The following is a 22,681-nucleotide window of genomic DNA, read 5'->3' as shown; positions in this document are numbered from 1 at the left end:
CCCTCTATTTTAAAATTTTGCCTGTATGTTTTTCTATAATGCTAGCTACATTTAAAATTCCTCCTTCATCATAGTAGTTACCTATTATTTGTAAAGAAAGAGGTAAATTGTTTTTTGATAACCCTATAGGAACTGAAATAGCAGGTAGTCCTGCTAAACTTGCTGGAACAGTAAATACATCATTTAAGTACATGGTTAATGTATCGAATTGTTCATTTATTGCAAAGGCTTCTTTAGGAGTAGTAGGGGTTAATATATAGTCAATTTTTTTGAATGATTCGATAAAGTCATTTGTTACTAAATGTCTGATACGCTGTGCCTTATTATAGTATGCATCATAATATCCGGATGATAATACGTATGCTCCAATTAATATTCTTCGTTTTACTTCTGTTCCAAAATTGTATCCACGTGTTAAGTCATACATCTCGTTAATATCATCGGATGGTATTCGTGTTCCATATCTTATTCCATCATATCTTGCAAGATTAGAGGATGCTTCTGCAGAACAAATAATGTAATATACAGGAAGCGCGTAGCTTGTATGTGGTAAACTAATTTCTATAATTTCAGCTCCCTCATCCTTTAGATATTGTATTCCCTTAGACCACATTTCTGAGATTTCAGTGTATTCTTGATATTTCCCTGATAACTCATATTCTTTTGGTATGCCAATGCGTTTACCTTTGATTTTATATGTGATGCTTTCAGAAAATTTAGGGACAGGTATATTAGCGGAGGTTGAATCTTGAGTATCATATCCACAAATTGACTGTAACATTAGAGCTGAATCTTCTACTGTGCGTGTTAACACGCCTGCTTGATCAAGAGAGCTAGCAAATGCTATCATACCAAATCTTGAACATCTTCCATATGTTGGTTTCAGCCCTACTATGCCACAAAATGCTGCAGGTTGACGCACTGAACCACCTGTATCACTACCTAAAGCCCCTGCGCATAAAAACCCTGCCACAGCAGCACTAGAACCACCTGATGATCCTCCAGGGACAACTTCTACTCCATCTGCTCTTATCCATGGATTTTTTACATGTCCAAAGCAACTATTAGAGTTTGATGATCCCATTGCAAATTCATCCATGTTCAACTTCCCTAACATGACAGCTCCATTATTAAGTAATTGCTTAGTAACAGTTGAATCATATTGAGGAGTAAAATTTTTTAGTATATTAGAGCATGCTGTTGTCCTGATATTTTTTGTGCAAAATAAATCTTTAATACCTACTGGAATTCCAGTTAAAGGGGTTAACTTTTCTTTTTGGTGTGTCAAGATGTAATCTGCTTTTTCAGCTGCACTTAAGGCAATTTCTGGTGTTTTAGTTACAAAAGCGTTTAACTTCTCATTATTAACAGCTTCAATATGAAATTTAGTGAGTTCTACAGCAGAAAATTCTCTTTTTTTTAATTTGTCATGCATTTCTGCAATAGATAATTTTAAAATGTCTTTCATGTTTGAGTAAATAGATAAGAGTGGCTGTAAGTTACCATATTATTGGGGATAAAACAATTAAATTTTTGATTATTTAAGAATATGGTTGACCAGTTAAGATTAATTTATTGAATATATGTGATATTTATTTTAATAGCAGGTATTATTTTGATAAAAAGCTTATGTTTTCCTTTTATGAAAATTTATTTGTGATATATAGTTTGATAAAAGCAGCTATGGTGGGGGAGATAGTTAGGTAAAATAACTTTATTATGAATTTGTAATGTATTTAAAAATCCAATTTTCCTGAAAGTTAATTAATAGTATTCAAATAAAAAAGTATAGATGTATTTATATTAAGTAAGGACCTTAATCATATGAGATATAGGTTTATTTATTGTTATTTATGAAATTGTGATCTAAGTTGCTCTTTAAAATAGGGAGATAAGATATGGTATATATGCCACACTGGCCAAAGCCTTTAGGTTTTCGACCATCTGATATGGTTCTTGATAGAATTAAGCAGGTTTTGAATAATTTAGGTAATCCTGAAAAAAAATTACCTCCAGTAGTACATGTTGCTGGAACTAATGGTAAAGGATCAACTATAGCATTTATGCGTTATATTTTAAATGCTGCGGGTTTAAAAACACATGTTTATACTTCACCACATCTAATAGAATTTAATGAAAGGGCTATAGTTGCTGGGAAAAAGATATCTGATAAATATTTATATGAGGTTCTAGAAATTTGTAGAGGAGCAAGTGTAGGTATACCTCTTACTTTTTTTGAAGGTACAACTGCAGCAATATTGCTTGCATTTTCGGAAGTTAAAGCAGATATTGTGTTACTAGAAACTGGTATGGGTGGGCGTCTTGATGCAACAAATGTAGTACATCCGATATTAAATATAATTACTGCAATATCATTAGAACACACAGAAGTATTAGGTGATACTGTTGAATTAATAGCTGCTGAGAAAGCTGGGATAATGAAGGAGAATGTTACTTGTGTGATTGCTCCTCAAGACCAAGGTTCTATAATGAAAGTTTTTGAGTATTATGCAATTAAAAACAGCGTTCCATTATATCGAGGGGGAATTGATTGGTTTTGTAAAAAGAGAGGAGATAATATGCTTTTTAAAACTAATGTTAATGAATTGTTTTTTCCTCTACCTTCATTACAAGGAGAACATCAGATAATAAATGCAGGCAATGCAATTGCTGCTTGTAGCATACTTTCTGGTAAATTTGGGTATAATATAGATTATGAAAATATTGTTCAAGGTATAATACAGGCTTATTGGCCAGCTAGGTTGGAAAGAATCAATACTGGTTTTTTATCTACAATGATACCTCAACTGTGGCAATTATTTTTGGATGGGGCTCATAATCCTGCTGGTGCCGAAATGCTGTCGCATTGGATACAGAATAATGAGTTAGGGGATTTATATATTATTATTGGAATGACTAGAGAAAAAGATAGTGTTGTGTTCTTAAGTTATTTAAAGCCTCATATAAAATTTTTATCTAGTATTTGTGTGAAGTCTGAACCGAGAGCGCAAACTGCGGAAGAACTGTTACAAACTGCATTATCATTAGGTATAAAAGCGGTCGCATCTGAGACTTTAGTAGATGCGATTTCTAAAATATTGCAGGTAGGAAATCATAATAAAAAATCTACAATTTTAATTTGTGGATCATTGTTTTTGGCTGGAGATGTTTTATTAGAGAATGGTATTAAATAGTCTCAGTACCTATGGGTGTTATGTAGTTTGATACATATATTATTAGTACTTAGGAATTTTTATAAGACAAGTATACTTTGGAATAAGTAGCATATATTTCTGTAAAATGATACTTGAGTTGATATCTGTCTGTAAACGAAATTATCACAGTACAAATGTAGGTTTGGTTTCCTAATATACTGTTTAATTATTGTTTTTAAGGATTTTGATAGAAGAAGTTATGTGTTGAAAACGAAAAATATTTTTTTTGTAAAGTACTATTGTGAATCAGTATCCGTTTAATCTAAAATTGTCATATTACAAGATTTTATATTAAAATTAATTAGGAAATAGGATGCATCATTTCTATATTGAGTTGTAGCTTTTAAGTTAGCCAAGATTTGTTGTGATTTATAATCGTGTATGCATATGTTATGTTTAATTATATAGCAAATTCATATTCAGAAACTTATTTTTTTGTTCTGTGTTTGAGTGGTAGACACATTTTTCATAGTGGTAATGGAGAGTTTAACTGGTGGTTATATTCTATAATGTGGATTCTCTCTATTCTAGTTTTATGAATATGAAATCTGTATATCTATAATGTTGTTTGATATTTGAGCAATAAGTGCATTTTTTATTGGTAATAAAAATTTTAACTAGCGGTTAATACTGTGGATTCTTTTTGTTCTAGCTTCAAGTATGAGACCTGATTTTATTATATAGTAATCTCATATTTCATAAGCTTATCTATTTATTTTATGTTTTAAAGTAGCAATTACGCTCTTATGTTATGAAGTTAAGTTTGTAATTTATGATTTTTCCGTTATTATGCTGAGGTTCTTATCTAATGTGGATGTATTATTAATATTTTACAAAGAGTTTTAAAGTTGTTGTATTTAAAATCTTAAATTGTTTTTTCAGATTTAAAATCAGGTAATGCTGAGCTTTTTTAGGCATGAGATTACAAATAATGTAAAATTTAATAACGTATTTGTTGTAATATTGAAATTTATAATATTAATTTTTATGTTTCCTTTATTCGTATAAATATGTAAATGCTGTAGCATGTAGTGTATAGTTTTGTTATTATTAAGTTATTATAATATTTTGCTAATTCATTATGAATATAAGGATTGGAACAAGAGGTAGTATTTTAGCTATAGCACAAACATTGGAAGTTAAAAATTTGTTGAACAAATATTTTCCTGAAATTAATATCCAAATTGTTAAAATTAAGACTTCCGGAGACATTAATGATAAAGTTCGCCTGAATACTATAGGTGGAAAGGGATTATTTATAAAAGAAATAGAAGAAGCATTACTAGCAGGAGAAGTGGACTTAGCTGTACATTCAGTAAAAGATATACCAGCTTTTTATTGTGAAGGATTGATCATTTCTTGTATACTAAAACGTAGTAGTCCGTGTGATGTTTTTATTTCTTCTAAGTATCAAGATATAAAGTCACTTCCTCTTAATGCAACTGTAGGTACATCTTCTGTAAGAAGAAAAGTACAATTAAATTATTTACGTCCAGATCTTCAAATAGTTCCTATTAGAGGTAATATAGATACTAGAATATTGAAGTCTAATATTGGTGAGTGTGATGGTGTAGTATTAGCTGAAGCTGGATTAATCAGAATAAATAGATGTGATGTAATCAAAGAGGTATTAGATCCTAAAATAATGTTAAGTGCAGTAGGGCAAGGGGCAATAGGTGTTCAGTGTAGAGCTAATGACTATAATATAATAGAGAAAATTAAAGTTTTGAATTGTCATAAATCTTACGTTTGTATAATGGCTGAGAGAAGTTTTTTGAGAACAATCAATGGTTCTTGTGATACGCCATTAGCAGCACTTGCTCAGTATGTTGATAATGATACAGTTTATATGTCTTGTATGCTTTCGAGTGAAAAAAATATGGTATTTTCAAATTGCTACTTTAAAGAATGTGATGCAGAAAAATCGGGTATTGATATAGGAAATGAGTTAATAGATAAGTTGAGCAAGCATTATTAAAAAATATGGTTTAAAAATTTCTTGGTGCATTACTATCTATTATATTAAAACGCTCATTTTAGATTTAAACAAATTAAGAATCATATAATTTTAGTAAATATATTATATGATATTAAGGTGTTGAGTCATTATAAATTAACAATAAGGTTATGTTAGGTGATAAAAACGTAAGATTTGTAGAATCTAATTTACAACAATAAGGTTATGTTAGGTGATAAAAACATAAGATTTGTAGAATCTAATTTACAACATTTGCGAGAGCAGAATAGTAAATTATGTAAAGAAGTAAAAAGCTTACCAGAGCTGTTAATGCAATCATGTTATTTAATAGGTGCTACTAAGTCTGATGGTAGGCTCCAGGTTAAGGTAAGTAAAACTCATCTGGATTTAGAGGTTTTTTCAAGGGAGGATGTGAATCAATGTGGTGAGCCTCTCTCTCAAGAACAAATGATGGGTATATTTCCAGTTAGTGAAGGTGACATTCCTGGGATATCACCTTTATTAGATGGAAACAGTCTTTGGATAGTGAAGTGTAAATTACCACATGAGGTATTACAGAGAAATCCAACCTTAAGGGATCTTGTATGTTCCTCTAGAATGATTTTTGGTGACAGAATAACAGTGACTTTTGATGCCAGAATAAGATTGTACTGTTTAGTTAAGCCAGAAGATTGTGAATATTTTTTCCAAAAAGTACATAAAGAATCACTAGGGTATAAATATAAGTGTATTCCAAATTTTCTTCACAAAGTACAATTGTTGTATGTTAGAGTGCGTGGAACACAGGAAGATAAGAAAATTTCTGAGTTATGTGCATTAAAAGATATTGTAGGCTTAAAAGCAGATTTTTTTGTGAGGGATGAACGCAAAGTCCTTGGTAAAAAAAGATGGTGGGTAACGAGATCGATATCTGGTGGTGATAATCCACCATTAGGTGCAGAGGGTGGAGTGTTGATCTCTAGTGGTAATGATCTACCATTAGGTGCAGATGGTGAAGTGTCGAGGTCTAAAGAAAAAACTGGTAGGCAACAAGCAGAAGTAGTATCGACAATGTTACAAAATCTTTCTATTTGTTTGGAAAGGGCGATCAGTAAAGATGAAGACTTATCGAGATCGAGTAGTAGGAAGTAGTATATATCTAATAAGGATAGTATTTTTAATCATAAAGTTTAATGCATGTTGTTGAGTATATATTGCTGGTTATTCTTATATTATTTTATATTCAATCTGTATTACTATTAGGATTATTGAAAAGTTGTTGTGTATGATTGCCATTGTATACTGAAACATAGTAGTCCGTGTGATGTTTTTATTTCTTCTAAGTATCAAGATATAAAGTCACTTCCTCTTAGTGCAACTGTAGATACATCTTCTGTAAGAAGAAAAGTACAACTAAATTATTTACGTCCAGATCTTCAAATAGTTCCTATTAGAGGTAATATAGATACTAGAATATTGAAGTCTAATATTGGTGAGTGTGATGGTGTAGTATTAGCTGAAGCTGGATTAATCAGAATAAATAGATGTGATGTAATCAAAGAGGTATTAGATCCTAAAATAATGTTAAGTGCAGTAGGGCAAGGGGCAATAGGTGTTCAGTGTAGAGCTAATGACTATAATATAATAGAGAAAATTAAAGTTTTGAATTGTCATAAATCTTACGTTTGTATAATGGCTGAGAGAAGTTTTTTGAGAACAATCAATGGTTCTTGTGATACGCCATTAGCAGCACTTGCTCAGTATGTTGATAATGATACAGTTTATATGTCTTGTATGCTTTCGAGTGAAAAAAATATGGTATTTTCAAATTGCTACTTTAAAGAATGTGATGCAGAAAAATCGGGTATTGATATAGGAAATGAGTTAATAGATAAGTTGAGCAAGCATTATTAAAAAATATGATTTAAAAATTTGTTGGTGCATTACTATCTGTTATATTAAAACGCTCATTTTAGATTTAGACAGATAAGATTTATATAATTTTAGTAAATATATTATATGATATTAAGGTGTTGAGTCATTATAAATTAACAATAAGGTTATGTTAGGTGATAAAAACGTAAGATTTGTAGAATCTAATTTACAACATTTGCGAGAGCAGAATCTTAAAATATGTCGAGAAATAAGAAGGTTACCATATCTGTTAATGAGAAAATGTCATTTAATAGGTGCTACTAGGCCTAATGGTGATTTCCAGGTTAAGGTAAGTAAAACTCATCTGGATGTAGATGTTTTTTCAAGCCGGGGTCTGGGTCAACGTGATAATACTCTCTCTCAAGAACAAATGATGGGTATATTTCCAGTTAGTGAATCTGAGATTCCTAATATATTACCTTTAGTAGCTGGAAAAAGTCTTTGGATGGTGAAGTGTAAATTATCACGTGAGATGTTACAGAAAAATTCAACCTTAAAAGATCTTATATGTTCCTCTAGAATGACTGATGATATCAAAATAACATTGTACTGTTTTATTAACCCAGAACATTCTCAATTTTTTTTCAAAGAAGTACATTCCAAGTCACTAGGGCCTGAATTTAAGACTATTCCAAATTTTCTTCAGAGAGCACAGTTGTTGTATGTTAGAGTGCGTGGAACACAGGAAGATAAGGAATTTTGTGAGTTACATGTATTAAAGGATATTGTAAACTTAAAAGCAGATTTTTTTGTGAGAGATGAACGCAAAGTCTTTGGTGAAAAAAAATGGTGGGTAGTGAGATCGATGTCTTGTAGTGATAATCCACCATTAGGTGCAGAGGGTGAAGTGTCGAGGTCTAAAGAAAAAACTGGTAGGCAACAAGCAGCAATAGTAGTGGCAGGTTTACAAAATCTTTCTGTTTGTTTGGAAAGTGCGATAAGTAAAGATGAAGACTTATCGAGATCGAGTAGTAGGAAGTAGTATATATCTAATAAGGATAGTATTTTTAATCATAAAGTTTAATGCATGTTGTTGAGTATATATATTGCTGGTTATTCTTACATTATTTTATATTCAATCTGTATTACTATTAGGACTATTGAAAAGTTGTTATGTATGATTGCTATTGTATACTGAAATGTAGTAGTTATATATAATGTATTTGTAAACATGTTCTGTGGAAGTTTTTTTAATCTTATGATAAATCTTAGTGATTGGCAGTAAATAAGATCAGGTAGTGTATATAGTGGGCTATATACAACAGTGATTTTTATTAAGCACAAGATTTAGATGATTATATAGGGTTATGTGAAAACTTTTTATTGTTAAAGCCAAAGGAGAAGGGTATTTTTTGTATATCAAAAGATAGAATAGATAAAAAAATATAGGACCTGTAATAGGTGATAGCATGTTTTAGTATCTTAGAATATAAGATATGGTATAGAAAGTTATGAACATAATAACCAGCTAAATAATGAAGAATTATAAGGTGTTATTCTTGTGTTGTATATAATGTACAGTTTAAGTTCTAGGTAAAGAAGTGCTCAGGAAAGTACGTTGCAATAAACAGGTAAATGGTGGAAGCCTTATAAGGTATTTTTCGCCTGTATGTTGAATCTGGTATTCAATATTGAACTAGTTAATTAAGGAAATAGTATTGTTATAAGAATGAAGTAGTGCTTGCTTATCAATTAAAGTTGTTGATGTTTACTATTTTTAGCTAAAAGAAAATTTTTATATTATTGTCTGGTAGCTATGGGTGGGGTTTCTTAATATGTTTCTATATCAGGGTAAGCAGTGTTCCATATGGAATTGATTATATGGCTAATGAATGGGTTGTTAATTATCTGAGGGTAACATTTTGTTTGTATAAGGTATTTATTTTATTGATGGAAAATGATGAATTTTATAAAAGTTGATATTCAAAATATTTGGATAGTTTATACTGGTGGAAACAATTTTATATTTTAAAATTTTTATAATAAGAGTTACTATATAGATAAGTGTTATAAAAATGATGGTTATATTAATATGTTTGGTGACGATCAATTAAAAGGTAGGATAGAGTATAATAATAGGTTATGTCAAAAGTTATTAGAGGAAGATATTCTTCATTTGAGAGCAGTCTATCCCATAGGTTCTACTGACTCTACAGGTCAGATGGTGGTACAGACTACTAAAAGTCATAGAGATAAACAATTACCTCTTCCAACTACAAATGGTGAGGAAAATTTATTTTTACTGAAGTGCAGATTACCAGCTGATACGGTACGTGAAGATAAAGAATTATGTGATTTGGTAGGTGGTATTCCTAAAGCATTGACTAGTCATTATAGTATAGACATATACTTTTTAACGCAATGGTATACTGAAGAGTTTCTGGAACATGTGTCATGTAATCTATCACTAGGTAAGATAAAGTTTAAAGGTTTAGGCGAATATGGAATATGTGTATTAGCTAGAGTACGTGGGGGACCTTATTGTAATGTTTTTTGTGAGAAAGAAGATTTAAAAAATGTTGCTGGGCTTGACGTACTATGTTTATCAAGTGAAGATTATAGGGAGTATACTGCTACTAAAGGGCAGCAAACAGTAAGTTCAGAGCGGGATGATATTAGTAGTGAAAGTGGTGATGTTGAACAGGTAAGAATAGATGTAATGACACAGTTAATGAATCTTTCTGTTGAGCATGTTGAGTCTAATATACAGCAGGGACCTGGAACATAATAAAACAGTATTTATTAGTTTTGTTTTTAAGTCATAACAATCTATACTTAGATATCTGAACAATTTTATGTGATATCAGTAATAGTATGAAGACATAATATAAATCCGTATTCAGACTTAAGTGACGAATAAAAAAATGTCAACTGGTGTTAACATTACTGAAGTTTACTAACTGCATTTAAAATTATTACCTAATTCTGTAATAATAAATTCAAATGCATCACTTATATGAATGTAACATAAAATTTTTCGAAGATTATGTTTGTATTAGGTTAGTAGATGGTATTTTTATACTATATAAATGTTGTAATTATAGCTTTCATATACTATTAGGCGTAAAAAAAAAATCTATAATATCAGTATGTTATAGGGAAAGCATTGTAAATTATATGGTTTAAGGTTATTTATATGCTAGGTAGTAAATGTTTAGAAAGAAAAAAACAGTATAACAGTCTTTTGTGCGAAAAGTTGTCATCTTTTAACAGCGGTTTAAAGTTAAAGTCAGCTTGTGTAATAGGTAGTTCTGGACCTAATGGTAGGCTGCGGGTACGTGTTGCTCAAAATCAAGGATAATAAGTGGTTAACTGCTCCAGGTACAGGAGATACTTTGTTTTTATTAAAAGGTTATATACCATCTGAGGCGGTAAGACGGGGTCCAGAATTACGTAAGTTAGTAGGTAGGGAATATGGGGGCCACTTACTCGTTCTGTACCATTCCATCTGTACTTTCAAGTTAACGCATTCAATCTTCCTGGATTTATGAGTGAGGTATGTAGTGCGTTAGTTGATGATAGAGATTTCTTTAAACAGAAAGGACCTACTTTTTTTAATCTTAGTCATTATGGGTATTTTGTTTTAAGTAGTATACCCGGAGGACCGAATGACCAGGATTTTGATGCATATTATGAATTGGCAAATACTGCAGAGTTAGATGCAGATTTTTCAGTAGATAAAAAAAAACATGATGATTCTTCATGCTGTCAGAGTTATTTTCCAAAAAGTAAGAAAGAATCCCAGAAAGATATGGGAGATGATGATGAAAAAGAAGACGCTAAATTAGGTCTTATGACGGTACTGATGGATACAGATCATGATTTACAATCTGCAATAGCATCTCAGCTACACTCAGAAGAAAGCAGGAGAGCATAACAAAGAGAAGAAAGAGAGAAGAGGTATAAGGTAGGAGAGGAAGTAATGACACAATTAATGCATCTTTCTATTACTGGGATTGAAAGAGATATGGGGTTATTAAAATGATTTAGAGAATAGCTATAATAATACTTGTTATATTTACCTTAAGTGAAGTGATTGTTCTATTTCTGAATTATCTATGTTAGGTATTATTTAGTATGAATATGATATAAAATTAATACCATATAACATATTAAGCTATATGGTATTAATTTCAAAAGTTTTCGTGTAGCTTGGTTTTATAAGCAGGGTTTATATCAGATGAGTATGTAAAAAAAGAGAATAAATTGCGAGTGGTGTGTCATGTGATAAACGTTTAGGAATTGTAAGGATCATAATTGAGTGCTAAAACTGGTATCTATTTTATGGAATTTAGAAAAATATAATAAAAGTGTTGGTGCATAATTACTAAATCCATAAATACATTTGATGCTTTAGGAAGGAGTCATGAGATCTAGTAAGCAGTATTCTTGGACATTTAGTAGTTATCTAAAATTGCATATGTACTTTTTAGTTCATATGGGTGGAATGTTCATGAAAATGTCTTGTGAATTTTGCTAATAAAGTGTTTCAGATATTTTGTAAATAGGAAGGGTTGGTTGGAATAGATTTCAGTAATTATAGAAATTTGTATTAATATGGTACATGGAGGCTTTATGGTAAAAATTTAGTTTTTAATGGATGTTGTATAGTTAAATGCGGATTTTATTCTAGTGAAAAGAAGATTTATTGTTATGTGCAAGAAAACAGGAATTAGAGAAATTGGTAAGTAAGTAGTGATAATTAACTTTTTCAGGTGTAGTGGTAGATATACTGTTGGTAATATGGAGAACAAATACTGAGTAAGAATAAATTATATTGTAGAGGTCCAATTCGTAGAGAAAATAATAGTTCAATATAAAATATTATATAGGTTATGCTGATGATAGAGGCAGTAGAACTTTATAAATTTTAGGCTTTTAGGATTGTTTTATATAAAAATATTAGTGCAAGAACTCATAATTGATGATTTTAGAAAATCGTACCTATACCAAGAAATATACTCTTGATATGATATTTTATATGGATGAAGTATATTGTTTTTTGATTAAAAAAAAGTTTTTAGCAGAGAAAGCTTATTTACAGTAATTATTATGTCTAATGATAGATTATGTGTGTGGTTCTAGAATTCATAAGGATAGAGAGTTATCTCTGCTGAATACAAGTAGTTTTATTTTTATTAAAAGGGTAAAATACTACATATTTTCTAGGGGTATAGTGGATTTAGTAATTATTAGGTATAATAATCACAAGGTAGATATATTTAGCTAATAAGTTGGAAGATTTATTAGTATTTAAAGGTTTTATATTTTACAACAATGTTTAATCCAATCTTGATAGTCATGGTATTTATATTGATTAGCCAACATATTGGTTCTCAATTGACAAAAATTTTTTGATGAAGTCGATAACTATATTAGTACAGAAAAATAAGTGAAATAATTACTCATATACATGATTTTTAGTCAAATAATGTGCTTTATCTAAACGATAAAGATCTTAAAGATATACTCAAATAGTAGTAATCTTCTTGAGATAATTAATGCAAAATATTATGGAAATAATCCTAATATAGAAAGAGGTTATAGTGAAAAGTAGTTTTAATTAGTAGTTAGGATTTAGAGATGTTGTGGATGTAGAACAAATTTTGTATGAAAGAGAATATCCGAAAAGGTTTATTAGTTTTATGGTGTGTAGCGGTCAGGTTTTGATTTTTAATAAACAAAAAAGATACGTGAGCTAAAAAAATATTTTTTAATAATGGTTAGCTTAGTGTTTAAATTAGGTTAAATAATATTGTTTATTAAATAATTTTTGAATTTTCAGATTTCTGTGATACAAGAGATAAAGTAGCTGTTTTTTATAATAGTTCGATATAAATTACTGTTTTTTTTATTTCATTAAAGAGTTTAAATGTTTTTGTTTTGAATAAATAGATACCAATAATTATTAAATCAGTATTTGTTGATTAGTAACATGTATGCTATAAGTTAGTGTGTAGAATTTTAAAATTTAAGAGATATTATGTTGTCACAAGGTGATTATCAGTCGATATGTAATTTAGCAATTATTGCTCATGTTGATCATGGGAAAACAACGCTATTAGATGGTATGTTAAAACAGAGTGGTACGTTTAGAGAGAATCAAGATATAGCTGAAAGGGTAATGGATAATAATGATTTAGAACGTGAACGTGGTATTACCATTTTAGCAAAATGTACGTCTGTTATTTGGCAAGGTAAGAAAATTAATATAATTGATACTCCAGGGCATGCAGATTTTGGTGGAGAAGTAGAAAGAGTATTGTCAATGGCAGATGGAGTCTTACTGCTTGTTGATGCTTCAGAAGGTCCTATGCCTCAGACTAAGTTTGTTTTGTCAAAAGCATTGAAAGCTGGGTTATTACCAATAGTGATTATAAATAAGGTTGACAGACCAGATAGTAGAATAGATGAAGTATTAGATGAAGTGTATGAGTTATTTATTAATCTAGATGCTACTAATGAACAATTAGATTTTCCAATATTATATGCATCAGGGAGAAATGGATGGTGTGTTAAAAACTTATCTGATAATAGAGAAAGTTTAGTACCATTGTTTGAAGCAATTGTTCAACATGTTAAACCTGTATCTTATGATGCTGATGCACCATTTAGTATGTTGTTGACTTTATTAGAGTCAGATAAATTTTTAGGTAGAATGTTAACAGGAAAAATATATACCGGTACAGCACGAGTTAATGACAGTGTTAAAGTCTTAAATTTATCTGGTGAAGTTGTTGAATATGGTAAGCTTACAAAGCTTTTGGCATTTTCAGGGTTAAAGCGTATATCAATTAAAGAAGCAAAAGCTGGGGATATTATTGCTGTGGCAGGTCTTGAGAAGGCTTCTGTATCTGATAGTATTCTTGATAACTCTATTAATTTTCCTATTAGATCAACTCCTGTTGATCCTCCGACAATGGCAGTTACCATTGGTGTAAATGATTCACCATTTGCTGGAACAGAAGGAGTGAAGTTAACATCAACTGTTATTAAAACACGACTTATAGCTGAAGCTGAGACAAATGTGGCGATTACGGTTAAAGAAACAGAGCAGGGTGATGCGTATGAAGTTGGTGGAAGAGGAGAACTGCAACTTGGAGTATTAATAGAAACAATGAGAAGAGAAGGTTTTGAAGTATCTGTATCTAGGCCACGTGTTTTATTAAAACAGGATGAGAAAGGACAAGTTTTAGAGCCTATAGAAGAAGTTGTTATAGATGTAGATGAAGCATATAGTGGTGTTGTTATGGAAAAGTTAAGTTTCCGTAAGGGTGATATGCAAGATTTACGTCCATCTGGAAAAGACAGAGTAAGAATGATATTTTTGGTCCCTTCACGTGGTCTTATAGGCTATCAAGGGGAATTTTTAACAGATTCTCATGGTACTGGAATTATTAACCGATTATTCCATAGTTATGCTCCACATAGAGGTCATATTCCTACTAGAAATAATGGTGTTCTTATTTCTACTGATAAAGGTGATGCAGTGGCTTATGCAATATTTAATTTACAAGATCGTGGTGTTATGTTTATCAAACCTCAAGATAAGGTATATTGTGGTATGATTGTTGGACTTCATAATCGTGAAAATGATATTGATGTGAATGTGTTAAAAGGTAAACAGTTAACTAATATAAGAGCGGCGGGTTCAGATGAGGCAATAAGGTTAGTTCCGCCAAAGATAATGACTTTAGAGGAAATGATAGCATTTATTAATGATGATGAATTAGTTGAATGTACGCCTAAGTCTATTCGTTTACGTAAAAAATATTTAGATCCTAATGAACGTAAGCGTGCTTCTCGTGCTAGTAAGAACATAATTTAATTAAATTTTTTTATTATAGAGGATCATATGACAGTGATTTTATGGTTCTCAGCTATGAGGATAAAGTTTTTTAACAAAAGTTGAATTTTTATTAACGAGATATTTTAGTATTCTTTTATCAAGTAAAAAGGTAGAGATTTATAATAACTAATCTTCTATAGAAATGTGGGAATATATTTCATGTTGATGGGGGTTTTAGTGTTTATATTGCATGATATTGTTGAGATAAAATTACAGATACTAAATGTTATTGGTATACAAATTGAGTATTTAAAACAATTAGATTTTTCAACAGTAAAAGACCTTCAGTATATAGAGCAAGAATTAGTAGATCTATTAGATTATAAGTGTAATACAATTAAATCTGATATAAGTGTTATATTATCTTGTAATAATCACGATATAATTGAATTGCTAAATAATGTATATTTAAACTATAAGAGAGCTCTAAAAATTAGAAATGAGCTGCTTGTTTGATATACTTGTGATAAAGAATTATGAATATAAATTATTGAATTCTGTCTTTTAAATTTTAATGGGTTTTGTACTTCTCAAAATATACAGAATTTTTAGTACTGCAACTATGTAAAGTAATACAGATTCATTATAAAAATTCTTTTTTAGTAAAACTGACTGTTCTTTTTTATTCTTAAATCAATAGCTTCCTCCCATACTTGTCCGTTATGAAGTAGCTTACTCTTATTATACATTAGTTCTTCTCTTGTTTCTGTTGCATATTCAAAATTTGGACCTTCTACTATTGCATCTACAGGACATGCTTCCTGACAAAAACCACAATATATACACTTTGTCATGTCTATGTCATAACGTACCGCACGACGACTACCATCATCTCGTTCTTGAGCTTCGATCGTGATTGCTTGAGCTGGACATATGGCTTCACACAATTTACATGCTATACAACGTTCTTCTCCATTCTTATATTTACGCAATACATGTTCCCCTCTAAACCTTGTGCTTAAGGGACCTTTTTCTAAAGGATAGTTTAATGTTACTTTTGGTTTAAACATGTAACGTAGAGTAATATACATACCCTTGCAATTAATGAAGAGACTCCGTATCAAGTTAATAATCAATAATCTAGGATTTTTTTTCTTGTAAATCATAATAATCCTAATTAATGGTATGCCATATTCTATTTAATCTTACTGTAAAAGGTAACACAGTATCAGATTTTTTAAATGACAATGCTACTACATGAGCCTTACCTACGATATTTTCAAGAGGTATATATCCAACATCTGTAATAAACCTACTATCTCGCGAATTGTCTCTGTTATCTCCTAAAACGAAAACATGCCCCTTGGGTACATTATAAACAGGAGTATTATCAAGTGGACTGTCTGGAACTTCATCTAACACTTCGTGAGCATTTCCATTATATAAAGTTTCTAAATAGCGAGTAATTACCTTTCCATCATCATCAATAAAATCGCCTAATTTTTCATACTTCATTTTTTGTCCATTAATGTATAAAAAGCCATCGATAAGCTGTATCTTATCACCAGGTACTCCAATAACTCTTTTTATATAATGAAGATTTAATTCCTTGGGTGGACGAAATACAACAACATCACCAGCTTTTGGTAATCTAGCAAAAATACGACCATTTATTATTGGTGGTGAAAAAGGAATAGAATGTCTGCTATAACCATAACTATACTTGCTGATAAATATGTAATCACCTACTAATAACGTACTTTTCATTGAGCCAGATGGTATGTGAAATGGCTCAAATAAAAAGACCCGCAACAATAGTGCTGCAACTAAGGCAAGAAATATGGTTGAGGAAAGCTTAAAAAAAGAATAACGTTTTTTCAAATTTATACCATTACTTATATAGAAAAGCTATTACCACATCCACATTTAGATTTTACAATTGGATTGTTTACTATAAACCTTGATCCATTGATATCTTCAATATAGTCTATTGTAGAGTGCTTTAGAAGATCATTAGATGCTTTGTCTATCAACAATAATGGCTTTCCTGTTTCTTCGTCAAAAACAGTAAATTTTGCGCTACTTCCTCCCTCTAACTCATCTTCATCATCATATTCTTCGTCATCTTCATCAAGAAAATCATAATCATCATCTTCATCATCTTCATCATCTTCATCATTAGCAAGTAATGTATTTATGTTACCAATATTGAAATTATATTGAAATCCAGAACATCCACCACCAGAAACAGATAAACATAAAAGAGAACCTGCATCTTCTTCTTGGTTAATTAAATGCTTAATTTTATTAACAGCATTTTCTGTAAGGGTTAAGTCTGCACTCTTTAAGTTTGACATATATACAATACCGAATTAAAAACTAACAAGTGAATATATCATATTTTTTTTTTGTGTCAAATTATAACTATGTTAGATTTAGTAAAATATGCATGTAATCCTACTAAAACAAAAGGTAGAGTATTTCATGAAGAGGAAGACCAGTATTGTAGTTGTTATCAAAGAGATCGTAACCGTATTATGTATTCAGGTGCATTTCGTAAATTACAGTATAAAACACAGGTATTTATTAATTATGAAAATGATTATTATAGAACACGATTAACTCATAGTCTTGAAGTTTCTCAAATAGCAAGATTATTGAGTAGAAAATTAAGGTTTAATGAAGATTTGACAGAGGCTATATCTTTAGCACATGACCTAGGTCATCCTCCATTTGGACATGCAGGAGAAGATGCTTTAAATGAAATGGCTATGCATCATTTGGGATTTGATCATAATATTCAGGCTTTGAGAATATTAACACTTTTAGAAAAAAGATATATAAAATTTGATGGTATGAACCTTACTTGGGAAACATTAGAAGGGGTAGCTAAGCATAACGGTCCTATTACAGGTAAAAATAGAGTCAATTCAAGTAAGAAAATACATAAACTTATGTTAGATTATGATTCGTATTATAAGTTAGATCTTGAGAATTTCTCTAGTGCTGAAGCACAAATTGCAGCTATTTCTGATGATATAGCTTATAACATGCATGATATTGATGATGGAATAAGGGCAAAGATTTTAGTTATAGAGGAATTATTGGAATTGCCATTAATTGGGGGAGTATTAAAGAAAGTTATAGATGATAATTTTGGATTAAATGTATCTGATAATCGAATTATACATGAATTTTTACGAAAGACTGTTGACATTATGATAGCAGATATAATATCTCAAGTTATAAATAATATTAAGGAGTATGATATATCTTCTCAAGATGATATTAGGAAACTAGGTAAGGCACTTGTTCATTTTTCTGAAGAGATGAATCAATATAAAATAGGTTTACAGAATTTTCTCAGAACAAAACTATACAATTATTATAAAGTAAAAAGAGTAAAAAACAAGGTAAAACGTATAATAAGGGAGTTATTTCAAGTTTTTTATGATGATCCACAGATTTTACCTTCTGATTGGGCTATGAAGGCAATGGATTCGAATTTAATGGATCGATCAATTGTAATTTGTGATTTTATTTCAGGAATGACTGATCGTTTTGCTATTCAAGAACATAGAAAAATTTTTGATGCAACATATGAGATGTTAGCATTTTAATAAATATTAACTGTACTATATACATTATAACAATTATATTAATTATTTTTTTAAATATTATTGATAACGTAACAAGTACGGTGTGCATGTTTTATCGAGCCACTTTAGTATGTGTAATTATTATAATATGTTTTGTTTGTAGTATTTGCATTAATGATTCAGATATGTATTGGAGGAGATTTTTATGACAGATCCAAAAAAGGATGATTTACAACAAAATCAAAGAAATCCTAATTTACAGGATAATAATCCTCCTCAAGATTCACCTCAAGGTGGGCAAGATCAGCAATTAACTGAAGGGCAAGAGCAACAGCTGAATGTAGAAGAGGATCTGTATCAGGGTATACAGGAGCTTCAATATTCTGACATTGAAACAAGTCAAAAAGATGATGGGCAAGTAAGACAACAATCAGAACAGATTGTTGAGGATATATATGCTTCACCTTTGCCTAAAAGTCAGAGACCTGCTGCTTCTCCAGTATTAGAAGAACCTTCGTTTGAAGAAGAAGAAACTCCTCCTCCACTTCCACCAAGAGATTATATTAGTGATATTGCTTATGTTGAAGAAGAAGAGGCTCCTCTTCCACCTCCACCAATGGAAGGGGAGATCAGTGATATTGCTTATGTTGAAGAAGAGGAGGCTTCTCTTTTACCTTATAATGGTCCTAGTATACGTAGCAGAGATTTGGTAGATGCGCCATATCACTCTAGTGATGGCTATGATGCTATGGAATTTCAGGATAATCAGAATTGGGAATCTGTTAGAAATGCAGTTCTAAATGATAAAGAAATAGATCCTAAAGTGTTAGTGACTTCAGGATTAATGCTGAGTCTTTGTGATCAGATAAGACAATCTAATGGGAATTTATCTGAAGAGCAAATACAAGGTATTATTCTTGCTTTAGAAACTAATGATCAAGGAGTAGCTGAGGATATTTTCAATCCAGTAAAGGTTAGAGTTGAAGGTAATCCTGTTAGTGAAGGTAGGAATCTAATGACATTACTACATTTGGCTTATGCATATAATGTTGATCAAAGGGTAATTTCAGCTATAGAAAATACGAAAGATTCATCAGGATTTTCTGGACATGATGCTTATAACCTTCAAGATACTGAAGGTAATTTACCGTTACACTTTGCTGCTCAAAATTGTGATAGTAAAACTCTAAGTCGTTGTATATCTAATACAGGAAATGATGTTATTAATCTTCGGAATTTTGGCAATGAAACTTTTATGCACGTTATGTGTCGAAATCTTGATTGTTCTGTAGAAAATGTGGCAATGGCTAAAGAGTATAATGCGGATTTTGCTGCAGTGGATGGTATGGATAAACTTCCTCTACATCATTCTGCTGCATGTTCTAGGCCTGAAGTACTAGCATTTATATTAAGGAATACAAAGGGCTGTTTTAGTTCTGAAACTGATGTAGTTAATATGCAGGATCAGCATGGACATACTCCACTTCATTGTGCTGTAATAGGGAATAATGTAGGAGCATTGCCTTTAATGTTATTACAAAATGGAATAGATGCTTGTAAACGTGATGTAGATGGATATATGCCTATACATCACGCTGTTATGGGGAATAATTTTTATACAGTAAAGGCTTTATGCTTAGCTAAAGCGAGTGTTGTTAAAGGTAAGGGTAGTGTTGCTGAATCATTATTATCAGGTGATTTTCGCGGTAATACACCTTTGCATCTTGCTTGTAGCTTAGCTGATAAAAAAGTATTTATTGTACTTAAAAAGAGTATTCAAAAGTACCATGGGAAGCAGGTCTTTTATCAGTCTTTATTAGAAGAAGGGACTGGAGGTAAAGGATTAGATTTATCTGGTTTTACTACAGAAAATACAGAATTAGGATTATTTAACGATTTATATAAGCATATACAATCGGTAGATTTCGTTGCCTCTCCAGTGCATCGTGCTATTCAACATAATAATCTATCGGTACTTAGTTTACTTTCTAATTTACCAGATGTCCTGAAACAAGAATCTTCTACTGGAGTAAATAGCTGTCATATGGCTATGTTATTTGGTAATGCTGAAACTGCAAAACTTATTGTTAATGGTGCTTCAAAGGCAGAAGTTAATGCTCAGAGTTCTAATGTAACTACTCCATTGCATTTAGCATGTATCCGGGGTGATAACAGGGTAATAAAAGTGTTGGTATCTCATAAGGGTTTGGATATTAATCAAGGTATGGGACCAAGTCGTAATACTGTATTACATTATGCAATTAGTAAAGGTGACCATTCACTTATCAAAAAAATATTAGGTAATCCTAATATTGATGTGAATGTTAAAAATGCTGCTGGTAAAACAGCTTTGCATGAAGCCGTAGATTTAGGAGATCTAAAAGTTGTAAAAGCGTTATGTGCGGCTGGTGCGGATGCTAGTGTTATGGATGGTGATGGTAAGTCTATGCTATCTCATGCAATATCTTCAGAACAGAATGAAGCCAGTGTTATTAGGATGGTTAAGATGTTATTGGGTAATGGTGCAACACTTGGTTCAAGTGAAGATAAGAATATGCTTTTAGAGAAATGTACATATTGTGGATATAATAAATTATTAAATATGTTACTAAATCATAAAGGTGTAACAACTTATCCAAGCAGTGACACGTATCCATTATCCGCTGCTGTAATATGTAATAATATGGCAGCTGCTCAGTTATTAATTAGTCATGGTGGAGATGTTAATCAAAAAGTACCTAATCCGAGTAGTATGCATTTTGGAAATAGTTTATTGATGGTTGCAGTGGAAAATTCCAACCTTGATATGGTAAAGTTGCTAGTACAGAATAAATGTGATGCTGCTATAGTTGGAAGTAATGGTATGACAGCATATCATATGGTTGCTAGTCATAAAGATGTAAAATTTGCTGAAAAAGCTTTAAAAGCCATTATGTCTAGGGATGTTAAGGTTGTGCTTTCAAGGCAAGATAATAATGGCAATACACCCCTACATTTGGCTATGGAGTCAGGTAATTTTAGGATGGCAGCTGATATGATGCGTGCTATATCTAAAAAAGATTTATCAAAGATTGTAGGAGTACAAAATCAAGATGGAAACACATTATTACATATGGCTATTCAATCTGGTAATGTAAGTATGGTTAAGTCATTGCTAAATAGCTTAGATAAAAGGCAATTAGCGAATTTAGCATGTGTACCAAATAAGCAGGGGGATACTCCATTACATTTAGCAATGCAAGGTGGTCATCCTGAATTTGTAGTATTAATGTTGAAAAGTTGTAAAAAAGTGGATTTATCTCGTGTAATGGTACCAAAAGATGCTCAAGGTAATACATTACTGCATTTAGCTTGTAAAGCTACTGGTCATTCCTCAGTTGATTCTATAGTAAAATTAGCTATAAATAAGTTAGATAAAGGAGTATTAACAGGTCTTGTTAATAACCGAAATGCAGAATTAAAGACTCCTATGCATTATGCTCTGTCACAAGATAGTAAATATTCTTCAAAATTCCTTCCATTGTGTAATACCAATACATTAGCAGTACCTGGTTCAGATGGTAAGTTATTATCAGAGTGTATTAGTCAGAAAAGTAAGTTGAGAAAAAGTAGAGGATTATTTGGGCTACAGTCTTCTTTATTTGAGTCAATAGTAAAATCTGAAGCGGTCGCTAGAAGTGCATCTGTAACTTCGAGTGAATTAACTGCATTTAATACTGGTCAATTATTAGCAGAAGAAAAAAAAGGTAGTGATGTTGAAATTTCTTCGTCTACTAGTAGTGAATCATTAGCGGAAGATAAAGAAAAATGTAAAATGTTAGAAGAAAAAGAACATAGTGTGTCAACAGAGGTTTTTGAGGAATTTAATATAGAAGATATACAATTATCAGAGTTTGCAGGGTCACTTATATCAAGCTTGAGCTCTTTTAGTACTTTTAGCAAAGGATCTTCTTCTAGTATTAGTCAATCATCTGATCAACAAGAAACACCAACGTGTCAGATGCAAGAATTAAGTGAGGAAATAGAAGGAATTGCTCAGGATATCTCTCAGGTTATGGCTGAACCTGTGGATGATCAAGCAATATCTCCTCCTAGCCTAAGTCAAAGTACTACTGCTAAAAAAAGTTCTTGCCATAGTAAGTAATTTAGTATAGTAAATATCTAGGTTCTAAAAAATTTATGGTCC

At 31.1% G+C, this 22,681-nt stretch carries 16 protein-coding genes and 1 pseudogene; 13 read left to right on the top strand and 4 right to left on the bottom strand.

Features of this window, described 5'->3' with window-relative positions; translation table 11 throughout:
* Positions 1-4 precede the first annotated feature (4 nt).
* Positions 5-1,468 carry an Asp-tRNA(Asn)/Glu-tRNA(Gln) amidotransferase subunit GatA gene (gatA, locus tag EHF_RS02815; RefSeq protein WP_044194974.1) on the bottom strand — a complete coding sequence of 488 codons (1,464 nt, stop codon included), beginning with the start codon at positions 1,466-1,468 and terminating at the stop codon, positions 5-7.
* 430 nt (positions 1,469-1,898) lie between these two features.
* Here gatA and EHF_RS02810 point away from each other — a divergent pair, with 430 nt between their 5' ends.
* The 11 genes and pseudogenes from EHF_RS02810 to EHF_RS02770 all read left to right on the top strand — a co-directional run bounded on the left by EHF_RS02810 (position 1,899) and on the right by EHF_RS02770 (position 15,412).
* Complete coding sequence (locus tag EHF_RS02810; RefSeq protein WP_044194971.1) at positions 1,899-3,194, top strand: bifunctional folylpolyglutamate synthase/dihydrofolate synthase; 1,296 nt, start codon at positions 1,899-1,901, stop codon at positions 3,192-3,194.
* Positions 3,195-4,296: 1,102 nt separating this feature from the next.
* Complete coding sequence (hemC, locus tag EHF_RS02805) at positions 4,297-5,193, top strand: hydroxymethylbilane synthase (RefSeq protein ID WP_044194968.1); 897 nt, start codon at positions 4,297-4,299, stop codon at positions 5,191-5,193.
* Positions 5,194-5,397: 204 nt separating this feature from the next.
* Entirely contained in the window at positions 5,398-6,324 is a 927-nt protein-coding gene (locus EHF_RS02800) for a DUF3023 domain-containing protein (protein ID WP_044194967.1), read from the top strand.
* Positions 6,325-6,468: 144 nt separating this feature from the next.
* Positions 6,469-7,086, top strand: a pseudogene (gene hemC, locus EHF_RS02795) (hydroxymethylbilane synthase); the annotation flags it as partial.
* 148 nt (positions 7,087-7,234) lie between these two features.
* Positions 7,235-8,089, top strand: a complete 855-nt coding sequence (locus EHF_RS02790) for a DUF3023 domain-containing protein (RefSeq protein WP_044194964.1) — start codon at positions 7,235-7,237, stop codon at positions 8,087-8,089.
* A gap of 1,050 nt (positions 8,090-9,139) precedes the next feature.
* Positions 9,140-9,835, top strand: a complete 696-nt coding sequence (locus EHF_RS02785) for a DUF3023 domain-containing protein (protein ID WP_044194962.1) — start codon at positions 9,140-9,142, stop codon at positions 9,833-9,835.
* Positions 9,836-10,243: 408 nt separating this feature from the next.
* Entirely contained in the window at positions 10,244-10,408 is a 165-nt protein-coding gene (locus EHF_RS04740) for a hypothetical protein (RefSeq protein WP_156928264.1), read from the top strand.
* Positions 10,368-10,598: a DUF3023 domain-containing protein gene (locus tag EHF_RS04915; protein ID WP_084475734.1), complete on the top strand. Its 231-nt coding sequence runs from the start codon at positions 10,368-10,370 to the stop codon at positions 10,596-10,598. Before EHF_RS04740 ends, EHF_RS04915 begins: the two co-directional genes overlap by 41 nt.
* The gene (locus EHF_RS04885; RefSeq protein WP_084475733.1) at positions 10,520-10,984 is read left to right on the top strand and encodes a DUF3023 domain-containing protein; all 465 of its coding nucleotides are present in this window, start codon (positions 10,520-10,522) and stop codon (positions 10,982-10,984) included. The genes EHF_RS04915 and EHF_RS04885 overlap by 79 nt, the downstream gene beginning before the upstream one ends.
* Before the next feature lie 2,106 nt (positions 10,985-13,090).
* Complete coding sequence (gene typA / locus EHF_RS02775; RefSeq protein ID WP_044194957.1) at positions 13,091-14,935, top strand: translational GTPase TypA; 1,845 nt, start codon at positions 13,091-13,093, stop codon at positions 14,933-14,935.
* Positions 14,936-15,115: 180 nt separating this feature from the next.
* Positions 15,116-15,412, top strand: coding sequence for a hypothetical protein (locus EHF_RS02770; RefSeq protein WP_232228927.1), 297 nt, complete (start codon positions 15,116-15,118; stop codon positions 15,410-15,412).
* Between the two features lie 143 nt (positions 15,413-15,555).
* Here EHF_RS02770 and nuoI read toward each other — a convergent pair whose 3' ends face one another.
* The 3 genes from nuoI to EHF_RS02755 are packed head-to-tail and all read right to left on the bottom strand — an operon-like array spanning position 15,556 to position 17,253.
* Positions 15,556-16,062, bottom strand: coding sequence for an NADH-quinone oxidoreductase subunit NuoI (gene nuoI, locus EHF_RS02765; protein WP_044194955.1), 507 nt, complete (start codon positions 16,060-16,062; stop codon positions 15,556-15,558).
* 7 nt (positions 16,063-16,069) lie between these two features.
* Positions 16,070-16,777, bottom strand: a complete 708-nt coding sequence (gene lepB, locus EHF_RS02760; protein ID WP_044194952.1) for a signal peptidase I — start codon at positions 16,775-16,777, stop codon at positions 16,070-16,072.
* Positions 16,778-16,791: 14 nt separating this feature from the next.
* On the bottom strand, positions 16,792-17,253 hold the full coding sequence (locus tag EHF_RS02755) for a HesB/IscA family protein (protein WP_044194950.1): 462 nt from the start codon (positions 17,251-17,253) through the stop codon (positions 16,792-16,794).
* A gap of 69 nt (positions 17,254-17,322) precedes the next feature.
* On the opposite strand from EHF_RS02755, the gene EHF_RS02750 reads away from it, so the two are divergent.
* A complete protein-coding gene (locus tag EHF_RS02750; protein WP_044194947.1) occupies positions 17,323-18,516 on the top strand; it encodes a deoxyguanosinetriphosphate triphosphohydrolase in 1,194 nt (397 codons plus the stop codon).
* Positions 18,517-18,700: 184 nt separating this feature from the next.
* Positions 18,701-22,639, top strand: a complete 3,939-nt coding sequence (locus tag EHF_RS02745; protein WP_044194945.1) for an ankyrin repeat domain-containing protein — start codon at positions 18,701-18,703, stop codon at positions 22,637-22,639.
* Positions 22,640-22,681 lie beyond the last annotated feature (42 nt).

The organism is Ehrlichia japonica (assembly GCF_000632845.1).
GTDB classification, from domain to species: domain Bacteria; phylum Pseudomonadota; class Alphaproteobacteria; order Rickettsiales; family Anaplasmataceae; genus Ehrlichia; species Ehrlichia japonica.
This window is presented reverse-complemented; position numbering and strand designations above follow the sequence as displayed.